General features: G+C 61.2%; 16 protein-coding genes and 1 pseudogene. 11 read left to right on the top strand and 6 right to left on the bottom strand.

All coding sequences use genetic code 11. The annotated features are described in order from the left end of the window. Positions 1–7: 7 nt before the first annotated feature. Positions 8–748 (top strand): ribonuclease activity regulator RraA, encoded by a 741-nt coding sequence (locus tag AC3CB8_RS12560; protein ID WP_352562877.1) that lies wholly within the window; start codon positions 8–10, stop codon positions 746–748. Positions 749–812: 64 nt separating this feature from the next. On the opposite strand, the gene AC3CB8_RS12555 is transcribed toward AC3CB8_RS12560, so the two are convergent. Beyond that, positions 813–1,709 carry a LysR family transcriptional regulator gene (locus tag AC3CB8_RS12555; RefSeq protein ID WP_023782411.1) on the bottom strand — a complete coding sequence of 299 codons (897 nt, stop codon included), beginning with the start codon at positions 1,707–1,709 and terminating at the stop codon, positions 813–815. Between the two features lie 228 nt (positions 1,710–1,937). Between AC3CB8_RS12555 and AC3CB8_RS12550 the strand changes: the two genes are divergently transcribed. The 7 genes from AC3CB8_RS12550 to AC3CB8_RS12520 all read left to right on the top strand — a co-directional run bounded on the left by AC3CB8_RS12550 (position 1,938) and on the right by AC3CB8_RS12520 (position 6,997). Next, entirely contained in the window at positions 1,938–2,672 is a 735-nt protein-coding gene (locus tag AC3CB8_RS12550; RefSeq protein ID WP_352546790.1) for an SDR family NAD(P)-dependent oxidoreductase, read from the top strand. A 48-nt stretch (positions 2,673–2,720) separates the two neighbouring features. Then, positions 2,721–3,473 carry an SDR family NAD(P)-dependent oxidoreductase gene (locus tag AC3CB8_RS12545; protein WP_352546789.1) on the top strand — a complete coding sequence of 251 codons (753 nt, stop codon included), beginning with the start codon at positions 2,721–2,723 and terminating at the stop codon, positions 3,471–3,473. A 31-nt stretch (positions 3,474–3,504) separates the two neighbouring features. Continuing rightward, positions 3,505–4,104 (top strand): NADPH-dependent F420 reductase, encoded by a 600-nt coding sequence (locus tag AC3CB8_RS12540; protein ID WP_352562876.1) that lies wholly within the window; start codon positions 3,505–3,507, stop codon positions 4,102–4,104. A gap of 63 nt (positions 4,105–4,167) precedes the next feature. Beyond that, complete coding sequence (locus AC3CB8_RS12535) at positions 4,168–4,581, top strand: nuclear transport factor 2 family protein (protein WP_352595018.1); 414 nt, start codon at positions 4,168–4,170, stop codon at positions 4,579–4,581. Positions 4,582–4,669: 88 nt separating this feature from the next. Beyond that, complete coding sequence (locus tag AC3CB8_RS12530; RefSeq protein WP_352595015.1) at positions 4,670–5,302, top strand: class I SAM-dependent methyltransferase; 633 nt, start codon at positions 4,670–4,672, stop codon at positions 5,300–5,302. A gap of 307 nt (positions 5,303–5,609) precedes the next feature. Next, positions 5,610–6,518, top strand: a complete 909-nt coding sequence (locus tag AC3CB8_RS12525) for a ribonuclease Z (protein ID WP_352546785.1) — start codon at positions 5,610–5,612, stop codon at positions 6,516–6,518. A gap of 11 nt (positions 6,519–6,529) precedes the next feature. Continuing rightward, positions 6,530–6,997, top strand: coding sequence for a metallophosphoesterase family protein (locus AC3CB8_RS12520; RefSeq protein WP_352726334.1), 468 nt, complete (start codon positions 6,530–6,532; stop codon positions 6,995–6,997). A 332-nt stretch (positions 6,998–7,329) separates the two neighbouring features. Here the strand turns inward: AC3CB8_RS12520 and AC3CB8_RS12515 are convergent, their stop codons facing one another. Both AC3CB8_RS12515 and AC3CB8_RS12510 read right to left on the bottom strand, forming a co-directional pair. Further along, positions 7,330–7,491 (bottom strand): proline racemase family protein, encoded by a 162-nt coding sequence (locus tag AC3CB8_RS12515; protein ID WP_435052987.1) that lies wholly within the window; start codon positions 7,489–7,491, stop codon positions 7,330–7,332. Positions 7,492–7,657: 166 nt separating this feature from the next. After that, the gene (locus tag AC3CB8_RS12510; protein ID WP_023771335.1) at positions 7,658–8,452 is read right to left on the bottom strand and encodes an SDR family NAD(P)-dependent oxidoreductase; all 795 of its coding nucleotides are present in this window, start codon (positions 8,450–8,452) and stop codon (positions 7,658–7,660) included. A 103-nt stretch (positions 8,453–8,555) separates the two neighbouring features. Between AC3CB8_RS12510 and AC3CB8_RS12505 the strand changes: the two genes are divergently transcribed. From AC3CB8_RS12505 to AC3CB8_RS12495, 3 genes and pseudogenes are all read left to right on the top strand, one after another. Beyond that, on the top strand, positions 8,556–9,446 hold the full coding sequence (locus AC3CB8_RS12505; RefSeq protein WP_352562872.1) for a LysR family transcriptional regulator: 891 nt from the start codon (positions 8,556–8,558) through the stop codon (positions 9,444–9,446). A 70-nt stretch (positions 9,447–9,516) separates the two neighbouring features. Continuing rightward, positions 9,517–9,885 (top strand): IS3 family transposase, encoded by a 369-nt coding sequence (locus AC3CB8_RS12500; protein ID WP_245273852.1) that lies wholly within the window; start codon positions 9,517–9,519, stop codon positions 9,883–9,885. Between the two features lie 479 nt (positions 9,886–10,364). Beyond that, positions 10,365–10,514 (top strand): annotated as a pseudogene (locus tag AC3CB8_RS12495) (helix-turn-helix transcriptional regulator); the annotation flags it as partial. Between the two features lie 35 nt (positions 10,515–10,549). Here the strand turns inward: AC3CB8_RS12495 and guaA are convergent. The 3 genes from guaA to AC3CB8_RS12480 all read right to left on the bottom strand — a co-directional run bounded on the left by guaA (position 10,550) and on the right by AC3CB8_RS12480 (position 13,399). Beyond that, on the bottom strand, positions 10,550–12,112 hold the full coding sequence (gene guaA, locus AC3CB8_RS12490) for a glutamine-hydrolyzing GMP synthase (protein ID WP_023771338.1): 1,563 nt from the start codon (positions 12,110–12,112) through the stop codon (positions 10,550–10,552). 55 nt (positions 12,113–12,167) lie between these two features. Beyond that, positions 12,168–12,836 carry a 5'-methylthioadenosine/S-adenosylhomocysteine nucleosidase gene (locus tag AC3CB8_RS12485; protein WP_023782421.1) on the bottom strand — a complete coding sequence of 223 codons (669 nt, stop codon included), beginning with the start codon at positions 12,834–12,836 and terminating at the stop codon, positions 12,168–12,170. Positions 12,837–12,940: 104 nt separating this feature from the next. After that, entirely contained in the window at positions 12,941–13,399 is a 459-nt protein-coding gene (locus AC3CB8_RS12480; RefSeq protein WP_023771340.1) for a PaaI family thioesterase, read from the bottom strand. Positions 13,400–13,491 lie beyond the last annotated feature (92 nt).

The following is a 13,491-nucleotide window of genomic DNA, read 5'->3' as shown; positions in this document are numbered from 1 at the left end:
GTCCACAATGACGCACATTTCCGACATCACGCGGCCGCCGAAGGATCTGATCGACGCGCTAAAGGAGATCGGCGCCGCGACGGTTGCCGGCACGCTTGGCCATATGGGCTTCCGCAATCCGCATATGGTCGGCCCGGTGGCGCAGAACCACGGCAGATCGATCGTGGGGCCGGCACTGACGCTGCAGTTCCTGCCGCAACGGCCCGATCTTTTCAACGAGGGAGAATATGCCGATCCGGAAACACAGCTGCACCGGCATGTGCTGTACCACGCACAAGAGGGGGATGTGGTCGTGGTCGATGCGCGCGGCGACATGAGTTCGGGCGTCTTCGGCGATATGATGTCGACGTATTTCAAGGGCAGAGGCGGCGCGGGTATCGTCATCGACGGCTGCATGCGCGACCGGCCCAATGTCGAAAAGCTCGATCTGGCCTTATGGCTGCGCGGCTGGACGCCCAACTACCATGTTCAAACCAGCATCTATCCCAATGCCGTCAACGTTCCGATTGCCTGCGGCGGTGTCACTGTGATCCCCGGCGACATCATCGTCGCCGACGATGATGGGGTGGTGGTGCTGCCCGTTGCGATGGCCGCGAAGGTGATCGAAGAATCCATGAAGCATCACGATTGGGAGGAGTTCTCACGCATGAAGCTCATGGAGGGCGGCTCGTTGCAACACTATTATCCGCTGCACCCAAGTGCGACCGAAGAGTACGAGGCCTGGCGGGCAACCAACCCAAAATTTTGATGGACGATCGAGACCCCGAAATTTCTCGTGGAGGGCAAGCGAACCGCCGGGTCTCGGACGGGCGTTAGTCACGCGTTACGGACAGTCCCGCGATGAGCGGAGCGTAGGCGGCGAGCCTGCGCGATACGAACTCCGTGAAAAGCCGAACGCGCTTCGTCTTGCGTGTCTCCCCCTGCGTGAGAACCCAGAGTGTCCCATGCATGGGCAGGTTGGCGCCCGGCACCCTCACCAGCAGGGGGTCGATATCTCCGACAAAGCACGGCAGTTTCGTCATCCCGATCCCTTGCTGCGCCGCGATGATCTGCGTCTCGGCATCCGGAGTCCTGAACGGAGCTCCGATGGCGTGAACTTCTCCCTCGCGCGCCCAGTCCGGAATTCCATGATCGTCTATTACGATCCACCGGAGGGGATCAGGCGTGCCCGCACGCAAGGCGGCCAGTCGATCGCGAGACATGTAGACGCCGCTGAACACCTCCGGTCCCTTCAGGCCGTGAAGATTGAGTGGCAGGGTCTTGCGGTCGGCGACAATGCGGATCGCGACGTCGGCCTCTCGGTTAGTCAGATTCGCCACCTCGCCAGTGGTCAAGATTTCCATCTCGATGTCCGGATGCATACGCGCGAAGTCGGCGAGATCCGGCATGAGCAGGTGTGTGGCGAGGAACGGTGGAACTGTCACCCGCAAAAGCCCGCGCGCGCTCTGGTCGCGACCGAAGACGCGCGTCTCCAGCTGGTGCGACGACGCTTCCATCTGGTTCGCGAGTTCGAGGACCTCCTCGCCCGCAGCCGTCAGGCGGTAGCCCGAAGGCAGCTTTTCGAACATTTGCGCCCCGAGGCGTTCCTCGAGTTGAGCGATGCGTCGCAGCACGGTCGAGTGATACACCCCGAGGCGCTCGGCGGCGGCCCGTACCGAGCCTCCGCGCGCGGCGGCAAGAAAGTAGCGAACGTCATCCCAGTCAATCATGGTGCATTCCCGCGCCGCCAGCTGCGCCTTCCGAAGTCCATTCTAGCACGCTGAGCTGTAATGCGCGCGGCCGGTGCGGCGTTCAATCTTCTGGCTGGATCGTTTTCGCACCACCGATATGCACGATTCCGCACTCACCGCCCGACTTCGGCGATCCCATCTTCAGGCTCTCGGGTTGACCTACCGCACAGCCAAAGACCCGAGATGGCGAAACGAAGGACGCACGACATGAACAGACTGAATGGAAAGACTGCAGTGATCACCGGCGGCGCCACCGGCATCGGCCGCGCCGCTGCAAAGCGCTTCGTCGAGGAGGGCGCCTTCGTCTTCATCTTCGGCCGCCGGCAGCAAGCGCTCGATGGCGCTGTGGCCGACCTCGGACCCAATGCCCGTGCGGTGAAAGGCTCGGTCTCGGATGAGGCCGACCTCGACCGGCTCTACGCTACGGTCAAGGCCGAGCGCGGGAGCCTCGACATCGTCTTCGCCAATGCCGGGGCTGGAGCCCCGCTTCCGCTCGGCCAGATCACCGCCGAGCACATTGACGAAACTTTCGACACCAATGTGAAGGGTACGATCTTCACGGTCCAGAAGGCGTTGCCGCTGATGGGCCCGGGCGGTTCGATCATCCTGACCGGGTCGAGCGCCGGCACCACGGGCGCCCCGGGGTTCACTGCCTACAGCGCGAGCAAGGCGGCAGTGCGCAACCTCGCGCGGAGCTGGGCGGAAGACCTGAAGGGCACCGGCATCCGCGTAAACGTGCTGTCGCCCGGGGCGACGGCGACCGAACTCGCGAAGGAAGCGCTGGGCGAGGAAGGACAGAAGGCCTTCGCCTCGATGACTCCGCTGCAGCGCATGGCCGATCCGGCGGAAATCGGGGCGGTGGCTGCCTTTCTCGCGTCGTCGGACAGCAGCTTCATGACCGCCAGCGAGGTCGCCGTCGACGGCGGCCTGGCGCAACTCTGACGCCGGCGCGTTCCCGCGCCTGGCCCACACAACGAAGGATAAAAGATCATGAAAAAGCTACAAGATAAGGTCGCTGTCATCACCGGCGGAAGCAGCGGGATCGGGTTGGCGACAGCCAAGCGCTTCGTTGAAGAAGGCGCGCACGTCGTGATCACCGGACGACGAGAGACAGAGCTGAAGGAGGCCGCAGCCTTCATCGAGAGAAACGTTACGCCGGTCGCAGGCGACGTGTCGCGCTTGGAGGATCTGGACCGGGTCTACGCGGTCGTGAAAGAGGAACACGGCCACATCGACATTCTCTTCGCGAACGCGGGAGCGGGGACAATCGCACCGCTCGCCGCAGCGACAGAGGCCCATTTTGACCAGACCTTCGATGTCAATGTGAAGGGGCTGTTTTTCACGGTACAGAAGGCGCTTCCACTATTCAGTGACGGCGGTTCGATCATTCTGACCTCTTCGGTCTCCAACGTGTTGGGGCTGCCAGGGTTCAGCACCTACGCTGCGAGTAAAGCGGCGGTGCGAAACTTCGCGCGCGCTTGGACACTGGAGCTGAAAGATCGCAAAATTCGCGTGAATTCAATGAGTCCCGGACCAATCGAGACCCCGGCATTGGCGACAACGACGGGCCTTACCCCCGAGCAAGCGGAGCAAGCGGCCGCCCAGTTTGCTTCACAGGTCCCAATGGGTCGCAGGGGCAAGCCAGAGGAAATCGCGGCTGCCGTCACGTTCCTTGCCTCTGACGAAAGCTCTTACATCACCGGCGTGGATTTCGCCGTCGATGGAGGCATGGCCCAGGTCTGACCTCGGCACCACACAAGATCGGAGAAACATCATGAGCTACGCAATTATCGGCTTCGGCAATATCGGCCGAGCCCTCGCCAAGGCTTTTGCTCGCAAGGGTATCGAGGTAGCCGTCGCAACCACGCGCGACCCGGAAAGCTTTGCGGGCGACGCGGCCGCGATCGGGCCTACGATCGTCCCCAAAAAGCTGGCGGACGCGGTCAAGGCGGACATCATCTTTTTGGCAGTCCGTTTCGAGTCGCATCCGGATGTCGCGAAGGCGCTGTCCACCTGGAAGGGGAAGACCATCGTCGATGTGACCAATGCCTACGGCGTGCCCCCCGAGGACCTGGGAGGACAGCCTTCTTCCAAGTTCATCGCGCAGGCTTTCGCCGGTGGACGACTGGTCAAGGGCTTCAACCATTTGATCGCTGCCTCCCTTGACCAAGATCCAGCAGTGCATGGTGGCAAGAGAGTCGTGTTCCTGGCGAGCGACGATAACGCTGCCGCAGCGGAGATTGGTACGCTCGCGGAAAATCTCGGCTTCTCGCCGATCAAACTTGGCGGGCTTTCGGAAGGTGGGCTGCTGGTCCAGGCGCGCGGAAATAGTTGGGGTCATCTGATCTTTAAGGACCTGGTCAAGTTCGACTGACGAACACGACGTGCCCACCGGCAGGGTCACGTGATCCGGTCCGAGCGAAATAGGGAAATTCCCATGACTATCGAGAAGACCATCCAGACCGTGAAGGACTTCTTCGCCGCGATCGGCCGCGGCGACAGGAAGTCTCTGCTGGCGCTGGTCGCCGAAGACATCGAGTGGATCATTCCGGGCGAGGACTGGCCGCTGGCCGGAACGTACCGCGGACACGCGGGGCTGGCGAATTTGCTTGAGACGGCATCCAAGTCGATAGAAACGTCCACTGAACCCCGGGAGTTCATAGCGCTAGGAGACCGGGTTTTGGTCGTCGGCTCCGCGAGGGGAAGGATCAAAGCCACGAAAAAGACGTTCGAGGACGACTGGATCTTCGCCATCACGGTCCGGGACGGCAGATTGACCAATATCCGGGAATACGTCGACACACAAGCACTGGCACGTGCCTCGCAGATGGACGCGTCCGGACCGGCGTAGCGCTGGCCATCCGCGGCCATCGGAATGGGGTAGACGGCGGATCAGCGGCGGATCGCCCCCTCGAATGCTCAATCGAAAGGAGATCTCTATGTACGACCAATCCAAGCTATCCGAGTTGATCCGGTTCGCACGCGCAGATGCGGGCTTCACCGTCATCGACGTCTACCCGGGCGGCGGCGACTGGACCCGCGTCTTCTCAGACATCGTGGGACCCCAAGGACGTGTCTACAGCTTCGTGCCGGCCGAAGTCGCTAATTTCAAGGACGATCCGGTCGGCCGCATGCGGACGCTCGTGAAGGAGCCGGGCCGAGAGAATGTCGAAGCCGTCTCAACGGACCTTGTGGCGATGCCGGAGGTCACGCAGCCAGCTGACGTTATATGGCTGCATCTGTTCTATCACGATCTCCACACCGCTCTGATTCAGGCCAGGGGCGCGACGGCGGCCGACTTTAATCGAGCCGTCTACGAGCGGCTGAAGCCCGGTGGTTCCTACGTCATCGTGGACCACGCCGCCGCCGTTGGGGCCGGCACGAGCGAGGCACAGTCGCTGCATCGGATCGAGCCTGCATCCGTTCGCGAGGAGGTGGAGGCGGCCGGTTTCGTCCTGGACGCGGAAAGCACCATGCTGGCGAACAAGGACGATCCGCACTCGATCAAGGTGTTCGATCCTTCGATCAAGGGCAAGACCGATCGCTTCGCCTATCGGTTCCTGAGGCCCTGACAGTGAGTGATCCGCCCCGCGCTGGGCTCAGCTCCCGCAACCGTGAAAGCGTTGCCGCTTCCACACGGAGGGGCCTTGGCCGTCCGTTCTCTTGAGCAAAGGTGCGGGCGTAGCGCAGCCCTCTTGAACACGGATCGGAGAGGATTGTGAGGTATCTCACTGCCTATCCGGCGTGATACGCGACACGCGATGCCGAATGCGCTCACGCCCACTCTTTTGTTGCACCAAGCCGGCTACGCGAACGTCTATCAAGGACCGCTCTTTCGCCCGCTTTGAGGTCTCGTTGTCCCCGAGGTAGACTGCTCGCATGACCTTCAGGCTTATCTTCCTCGGGACCTCGGCCAGCGTGCCCTCGGCCGAGCGTAATCACCCGGCGCTGCTCGTTGAAGCCGGCAGTCAACGGGTGCTGGTCGATTGCGGGGAAGGCACCCAGCGTCAGCTTCAGCGCAGCGGCGCCGGATTCAGGCGACTTGATCGCCTGCTCCTCACCCACGCGCATTTCGACCATGTGCTCGGGATTCCAGGTTTGTTCTCGACGCTTCGGCTTCGGCAGAGCGAGAACCATGTGTCCATTCATGGCAGCGCGGACACTCTTGACGTCGTCGCCCGCATGCTCGCTGGCCTTTGGGGTGAGGGACGCGCGCCGATCCCGCTGCAACTCGTGCCGCTTGTCCCCGGACGCGTGTTCGAGGTGGATGAGTTCACCGTCGATTGCTTTCAAGTTCGCCATCGCGACTCCGACAGCTATGGCTTCGTCTTCGAGACGCCGGCGCGTCGTCACCTCCGTTCGGAGCGCTTGGTAGCTCTCGGTGTGCCAGACGGTCCGATCCGGAAGGATTTAGCCGAAGGCCGCTCAATTTCTCTCCCCGACGGCCGAACGATTGCTCCCGAAGCAGTCCTCGGAACACCCGAGGCTGGCAAGAAGCTGGTCATTGTAGGCGACACCGAAACCACTGATGGAATGGCCGACAAGGTGAGCGGCGCCGACCTGCTTGTCATCGAAGCCACATTCCTGCAACGAGATGCAACGATGGCGCGCGACTACGGACATCTGACAGCTGCGGAGGCAGCATCGCTGGCAGCGGCCAGCGATGTAAAACAGCTCGTTCTTACGCACATCTCCGGCCGCTATCGCGACGAAGAAATTCTCGCGGAAGCCGTTCAGGCGTTTGCGAACAGCCTTGTCGCAACGGATTTCACCACCCTCACCGTCTAAGTGGCAGAGCCATGACATTCAGAATTGGCGTCATCTCGGACACGCACGGCTTGCTGAGGCCGGAGGCGGCGCGTTGCCTGGCCGGGGTCGACCACATCATTCATGGAGGAGACATCGGTCGCCCCGAGATCATCACGGCGCTTCGCTTTATCGCGCCGGTTACCGCGATCAGAGGAAACGCGGACACCGGTGGCTGGGCGCTGCCATACGCGGAAACCGAGCTCGTACGTCTTGCCGGGCGAGCAATCTACGTGCTTCATGATCTCAAGACGCTGCAGATCGACCCGGTTGCCCAGGGCATCGATTTGATCGTGTCCGGTCACTCGCATGTGCCGAGGATGGAGACAGTGGATGGCGTGCTTTATTTGAATCCGGGCAGCGCTGGCCCACGACGGTTTAAGCTGCCTGTCACCCTTGCGACGGTCGACATTACTCGAGACAGCATAGAGCCTTCGATATTGAGCTTGGCAAGCGGCTGAACCAATTCAGCGCCGACACCACGCCCGCGACTCCGACTGTCTCCTCGATTTTCACAACCCCACTTGAAATCGCTGTTAAATATTACTAATCGCCGCGCAAATACCGACACCGGATCCGTCAGAAAATTGCGCTTTTGATTTGAAGGAAAATCGCCACAAAAAAAATTTGAGGTTTTCACCAACTATCGAGACCAATCGGACGATTCTTTGCACAATGCGATGATCGACAGCGCGTCCCAACCGCGTAGAAAAGTACCGATCAATGCTCCAACGGCGGTGCCATCTCGGGGCTCAGGCAACAGAAGGCAGCATAAGGATCGGCACCATCGCCTTCAAATAACGTTCTCAAGCGGCCAGGTGTCGGGAACCCGATTGCCCGTTGGAAACGGATCGGTTGGGTCGAGCATGTCCTGGTGGATACCTGGTATCCACGCGCTTTCTGAAATGACCGGGACGATTCCGGCTCTGCCCCCAACATCGACCTCCGACTCGATCTGACAATCAATTCGGAGCCGATTATCAGCCTGCCTACATCGCTGTTGAATAGGAGATATGCGTACGAAGGCAGGTGCATTTGACCTGGGCCGTGGTCTGCCCCGATAGGGGACGGGTGCCTTGCCCTTCCCGGAGCCGCGTCAAGCGCTGCGCGAAATGGAAGCCTTACGCGATTGTCCGCACGACACCGCCGTCGACACGCAAGGACGTGCCTGTTGTCCCCGACGCCTGTTCCGAGCAGACATAGACGACCAGGTTCGCGACCTCTTCAGTTGTCGTGAAGCGATTGAGGAGTGTTGTCGGGCGCAACGTCTTCAGGAACTGCTGCTCGGCTTCCTCTTGCGTAATGCCCTGCGCCTCCGCGGCCGCCTTCATCCAACCGCTCATGATCTCCGAATTCGTTGGACCAGGGAGAACCGAATTGACGGTGACGCCCGTTCCGCCGACCTCCTCGGCCAGTCCCCTCGCGATGGCGAGCTGAGCGGTCTTGGTCATGGCGTAATCGATCATGTCCTTGGGGATTGCGAGCGCAGACTCGCTGCTGATGAAGACGACACGCCCCCAGCCGCGCTTCGCCATGCCCGACGCATAGTGGCGGGAAGCGCGGACGCCGCTCATGACGTTGAGCTCGAAGAGGTCAATCCACTCCTTGTCGGCAATATCGAAGAACGGCTTCGGGCGCCCCGTGCCCACATTGTTGACGAGGATATCCGCATCCGGCACCCGCGCGAACAACTCGGCCGCGCCTTCCGGGGTGGCAAGATCGGCGACGACACCGACGAATTCGCCTTTCGGGAAAAGCGCGTGCAACTCGCGAAGCGTTGCGGCGACCCTGTCCTCGCGGCGACCGTTGATGACGACCGAGGCGCCCGCACGCGCCAACCCTTCGGCAATGGCTCGGCCAATGCCCGCCGTAGACCCAGTAACAACCGCCTTGCGTCCGGTACTATCGATTTCCATGGCACATTTCCTTTCAAGCGTTGGTAGACGCTTCATTTAAGTCATGTGAAAAACATTGATAATAACGCTGATTTCCATAAGACTGATGCCTTGGGAGAATATAATGGACCGATTTCACGAGTTGAATGCCTTTATCGCGGTGGTCGAATCGGGCGGCTTTTCGGCTGCTGCGCGTCGGACCGGCGAGTCACAGCCCGCTGTCAGCAAGGCAATCGCGGCACTCGAGAAACGCCTCGGCGTGGCGCTGTTCAATCGGAGCACCCGCAGCGTGACCCTGACGGACCAGGGGCAGCGATACTATGACCGGACGAAGCCGCTGGTTGATGAAATCGACGATGCCGATAGCGAACTCACGAGCAGCACGCAGACTGTTTCGGGCCTGATCAGGATCAGCGCGGCCTCCACATTTGGCCGCCTGCATATCCTGCCGCTGATACCCGAGTTGTTGTCGCTTTATCCCGGCCTTCAGGTGGATCTCGTTCTTTCGGATTTCGTGCGAGACATGGTGGAAGATCGGATCGACCTGGCGATCAGGGTGGGGCCTGTCGAAGACTCAGACGCGGTTGTCCGCCGGGTGGCGGTCACGCCCCTCGTTTGCGTCGGATCCAGTCGCTATTTCGAGAAGCATGGGATGCCGAAGTCCCCCGCAGACCTGAGTGGGCACAATTGCCTTCTATACGGTGGCCTGACGGAATTGGCGAAATGGCCGTTTACAGGCCCACACGGACGGTTCAGCGTGACCGTTCGCGGCAACTTATCGTCCAACAGCGTCGAAACGATCCGGGCTGGAGTTCTAGCCGGGGTCGGAATCGGCCTCTTCGCCAAGGTCTCGCTCGCCGATGAGCTCAATCATCCTGACGTGATCACGATACTCGACGACTTTCTCGACGACGTCAGAGACATCAGCCTCGTCTGGCCGAAGCGTCGGTTCGTGCCGGCACGCGTACGCCGCGCGACCGACTTCTTTGCAGCAGCCGTCCCGCAGCGTCTCTAGCCTAGGCCGAAGTAACGCCTATCGTCATCGGTGGGGAGGCTTCGCCTGCAGCGCGAACAGTGCAAAGCTGTTGACTGACGCGTTCCAAGCAGCCTTCACACCAGCACCTAGCCAGCACTCGACACGCTATGACCGTTGCTCAAGCTTTCTTCAGCAACGGGCCAAATTCGACGACTTCATTGAGTGCTTCAACAATGAGCGGCGGCACCAGGCGCTCGACATGCACTGCCCGGCCGGGCGCTACACGCCGTCACCACGCCGCTACACTGGCCTGCCTGACCTCGATTACCCGTTTCACGACAAGGCCGTCACCGTCACCACATGCGGCCGCATCTGTTTCGACCGAAAGAAGATCAATCTCAGCCTTCTTTGCCGGCCAGACCGTCGGCATCAAACAGGTCGAGGACCATATCTGGCCGGCTTCCTTCATGGATTATGATCTGGAATACTTCGACGATGAGGCATGCAGGCTCGAACCACTCCAAAACCCCTTCGGGCCAAAGTGTTGCCCATGTCTCCGGTATAAACCGTAACCCATGTGTCCGGAACGGACCCGGGGTATCTGACGCATCCGACGGGATTCGAACCTGTGACCTGTGCCTTCGGAGGCAAGGTTCACTCTGTCACAAATTGGAAAATCTTCGACTAAGGTTGTGTCTCCGATAGCAGAAGAACGCCTCTTCGATAGTGGGTCTCGGGATGCAGCGCTCTACCGCTACCAATCCCCGACCGGCGATGGCCCCCCTTTCAATACATCACGAACGAGGCAGTCGATCTTCCATTTCAGTCGAACCATCGGCGTAGGTGGACCTGTCCCTTTCACAGTCGAAACCGCCTTTTGCACGACGTCCGAGCTGAGGCTCTTTTCGCATCGCATACAATCGCCTTTAATTTCGGCTCACAGCTGAGGAGTACGAGATGACAAGGTCGAATGAAGAAGCACTGAAGCGTACAAACCGGAGACACCAGCTTCGCGAAATGGTGCCGTTTGCAGACAGTACGATCTACGAAATGGAACAGCGCGGCGAATTTCCGCGACGCTTCGCTCTAAGCCCGAGATGCGTGGTCTCGCGGCGTCCGTTCAGCGTTTGGGTAGGCCTGAATCACTCCCACTCGATTGTGCCAGGCGGCTTCGACGTGACGTCATACACAACGCGGTTGATGCCGCGGACTTCATTGATGATACGCGTGGCGGCGGCGCCCAGGAAGGCCATGTCGTAGTGGTAGAAGTCAGCCGTCATGCCGTCGACGGAGGTCACGGCGCGTAGCGCACAGACGAATTCGTAGGTCCGGCCGTCGCCCATGACGCCGACAGTCTGCACCGGCAGCAGCACGGCGAAGGCCTGCCAGATAGCGTCATAGAGGCCGGCCTTGCGGATTTCGTCGAGATAGATTGCGTCGGCCTCGCGCAGGATCTCCAGCTTTTCCCGCGTGATGCCGCCCGGGCAGCGGATGGCGAGGCCGGGGCCTGGGAACGGATGGCGTCCGATGAAGCTTTCGGGCAGGCCGAGCTCCTTGCCCAGCGCCCTCACCTCGTCCTTGAACAGTTCGCGCAACGGCTCGACCAGTTGCATGTTCATGCGCTCGGGCAGGCCGCCGACATTGTGGTGCGACTTTATGGTGACCGAGGGGCCGCCGGTGAAGGAGACGCTTTCAATGACGTCGGGATAGAGGGTGCCTTGCGCCAGGAAATCGGCGCCGCCGAGCTTCTTGGCCTCATCCTCGAACACTTCGATGAACAACCGGCCAATGGTCTTGCGCTTCGTTTCCGGGTCGGACTCGCCTTCCAGCTGCGAGATGAACTTGTCCGAGGCATCGACCAGGATCAAAGGCAGATTGTAGTGCTGGCGGAACATCGCCACCACACCAGCGGCCTCGTCCTTGCGCATCAGGCCATGGTCGACGAGGATGCAGGTCAGCTGGTCGCCGACCGCCTCGTGGATCAGAAGGGCAGCCACCGAGGAATCCACGCCGCCCGACAGCGCGCAGATGACCTTGCCTTTGCCGACCTGCTCGCGGATCGCCTCGACCGCGTGCTCGCGATAGGCGCGCATCGTCCAGTCGCCTTCGATGCCGGCGATGTTGTGGACGAAGTTCCTGAGCAGCCTCGCACCATCCGGCGTATGCACCACCTCGGGGTGGAACATGATGCCGTACATCCTGCGCTCGATATTGCCGAAGATGGCGAAGGGCGAGCTTTCCGATTTGCCGAACACCTCGAAGCCCGGCGGCAGGGCGATGACGCGATCGCCATGGCTCATCCACACCTGATGGCGCTGGCCAGTGGCCCAGAGGCCCTCGAACAGCGGACTGTCCTTCTCGATTTCGACAAAGGCGCGACCGAATTCGCGATGGTTGGAGCTTTCAGCGACACCACCCATCTGCACGCACATGGCCATCTGGCCATAGCAGATGCCAAGCACCGGCACGCCGGCATCGAAGACGACCTGTGGCGCGCGCGGGCTGCCGATATCGGAGGTCGAAGCCGGGCCGCCGGACAGGATCACCGCTTTTGGGCTGATGCGCTTGAATGCCGCCTCGGCCGACTGGAACGGCACGATCTCGGAAAACACGCCGGCCTCGCGGATGCGGCGGGCGATGAGCTGCGTAAACTGGCTGCCGAAATCGACAATCAGGACGGTGTCGGTGTGATTGGCTGTCGTCATGGCGAGCCTTTAGAGAAAGAAACGAGTCAGTGCAATGGGTTGCGTCGCCTGACTCTCAGAGCGGTGTCGCCTCGTCACGAGGTGAATCCTGCCGGAGCAAGCCCGAACCGATCGCCTGTTCGAGCCGCATGACGGCGTCGGCCAGCTTTTCATCGATGACGTGCAGATATTCGGTCCAGTCGCCGACGTGCCTGAGATCAGCCGCGCCGTCGGAAATGCCGCGGAGCCCGATGAGCGGGATGTCGAAAAGCTGACAGGCGCGCAAGCAGGCGAAGGTCTCCATGTCGACCATGTCGGCTGCGATCGGGTCATACGCCGCGCCGGTAATGACGGCACCGCCGGTCGACAGTGTCGCCTCCTTGATTTCGGGAATACGCAACGGCAACGGTACGATCACCGGGAGGTCGAGAAACGGCGTCGCGCCTTTTTCGAAGCCCAGCGGCGAGGCATCGATGTCGCGATAGCTCACCGAGACGGCCTGGTAGATTTCGGTCTGTTCCAGGGTCCGGCTACCAGCGGAGCCGAGCGATACCACCAGATCGGGCAATGCCTTGTCCGATTTCAACCAGGAGAGTTCAACGCCCAGCCGCACGCCGGCCTCGACCGGGCCCACGCCCGTCATCAGCGGCGTGAACAGCCGCTGCAGATGCGGGCCATACTCGGCCTGCGCCGCCATGACGAAGAGGACATCCTTGCCGCCGATGCGCACGACGTTGCCAGTCATGGCGATCCTCCTGCTTGCGTTAGATTATGACCAACGGCCTGGCCTCTGCCCGCGGCAGCCCCGTGCGACCGCCACGATGAATTCGCCTGCGGCGAACCGGCCACTCACCCAGCGATACCATCGCGGCCTAGCACCGTCATCATCGTCCCGGTCATGGTGGCGATCAGCTTAGCCTCGCCGTCGGTGGCGAAGGCATAGGCCTGGCCGTCGGCAACGATGATGGTGCGGCCCGGTTTGGTCACCGAACCGCGGAACAGAAAACGCTCACCCCGGCCCGGCGCCAGAAGGTTGACCTTGAATTCGATGGTCAGCACGCCGGAATTCTCCGGCATGAGCGAGAACGCCGCATAGCCGCAAGCCGAGTCCAGCGCCGTCGAAATGACGCCGGCATGTAGGAACCCATGCTGCTGGGTCAGCGCCGCCGAATAGGGCATCTCGATCTCGATGATGCCGGGGGTCACCAATGTCAGTTCGGCGCCGATCGTCGCCATCGCCTGCTGGCGTGCGAAGGACGCCCTGACGCGATCCTCATAGTCCGGAGCCGGTACGATCTTTGCTGCCATCGCCGTTGCCTTCACGTTTGCCGGGAAAGCTTATCGCAGAGGCATGAGCGGCAGGCAAATGCTTTTGCTGCACTGCAGCAAACCGCACACCA

Source organism: Mesorhizobium sp. P160927, from assembly GCF_057766385.1.
This window is presented reverse-complemented; position numbering and strand designations above follow the sequence as displayed.

Bases quoted from the DNA above. Each gene is read 5' to 3' on its own strand.
- AC3CB8_RS12560 (WP_352562877.1), top strand. From the start codon at position 8: ATGACGCACATTTCCGACATCACGCGGCCGCCGAAGGATCTGATCGAC.
- AC3CB8_RS12555 (WP_023782411.1), bottom strand. From the start codon at position 1,709: ATGATTGACTGGGATGACGTTCGCTACTTTCTTGCCGCCGCGCGCGGA.
- AC3CB8_RS12550 (WP_352546790.1), top strand. From the start codon at position 1,938: ATGAACAGACTGAATGGAAAGACTGCAGTGATCACCGGCGGCGCCACC.
- AC3CB8_RS12545 (WP_352546789.1), top strand. From the start codon at position 2,721: ATGAAAAAGCTACAAGATAAGGTCGCTGTCATCACCGGCGGAAGCAGC.
- AC3CB8_RS12540 (WP_352562876.1), top strand. From the start codon at position 3,505: ATGAGCTACGCAATTATCGGCTTCGGCAATATCGGCCGAGCCCTCGCC.
- AC3CB8_RS12535 (WP_352595018.1), top strand. From the start codon at position 4,168: ATGACTATCGAGAAGACCATCCAGACCGTGAAGGACTTCTTCGCCGCG.
- AC3CB8_RS12530 (WP_352595015.1), top strand. From the start codon at position 4,670: ATGTACGACCAATCCAAGCTATCCGAGTTGATCCGGTTCGCACGCGCA.
- AC3CB8_RS12525 (WP_352546785.1), top strand. From the start codon at position 5,610: ATGACCTTCAGGCTTATCTTCCTCGGGACCTCGGCCAGCGTGCCCTCG.
- AC3CB8_RS12520 (WP_352726334.1), top strand. From the start codon at position 6,530: ATGACATTCAGAATTGGCGTCATCTCGGACACGCACGGCTTGCTGAGG.
- AC3CB8_RS12510 (WP_023771335.1), bottom strand. From the start codon at position 8,452: ATGGAAATCGATAGTACCGGACGCAAGGCGGTTGTTACTGGGTCTACG.
- AC3CB8_RS12505 (WP_352562872.1), top strand. From the start codon at position 8,556: ATGGACCGATTTCACGAGTTGAATGCCTTTATCGCGGTGGTCGAATCG.
- guaA (WP_023771338.1), bottom strand. From the start codon at position 12,112: ATGACGACAGCCAATCACACCGACACCGTCCTGATTGTCGATTTCGGC.
- AC3CB8_RS12485 (WP_023782421.1), bottom strand. From the start codon at position 12,836: ATGACTGGCAACGTCGTGCGCATCGGCGGCAAGGATGTCCTCTTCGTC.
- AC3CB8_RS12480 (WP_023771340.1), bottom strand. From the start codon at position 13,399: ATGGCAGCAAAGATCGTACCGGCTCCGGACTATGAGGATCGCGTCAGG.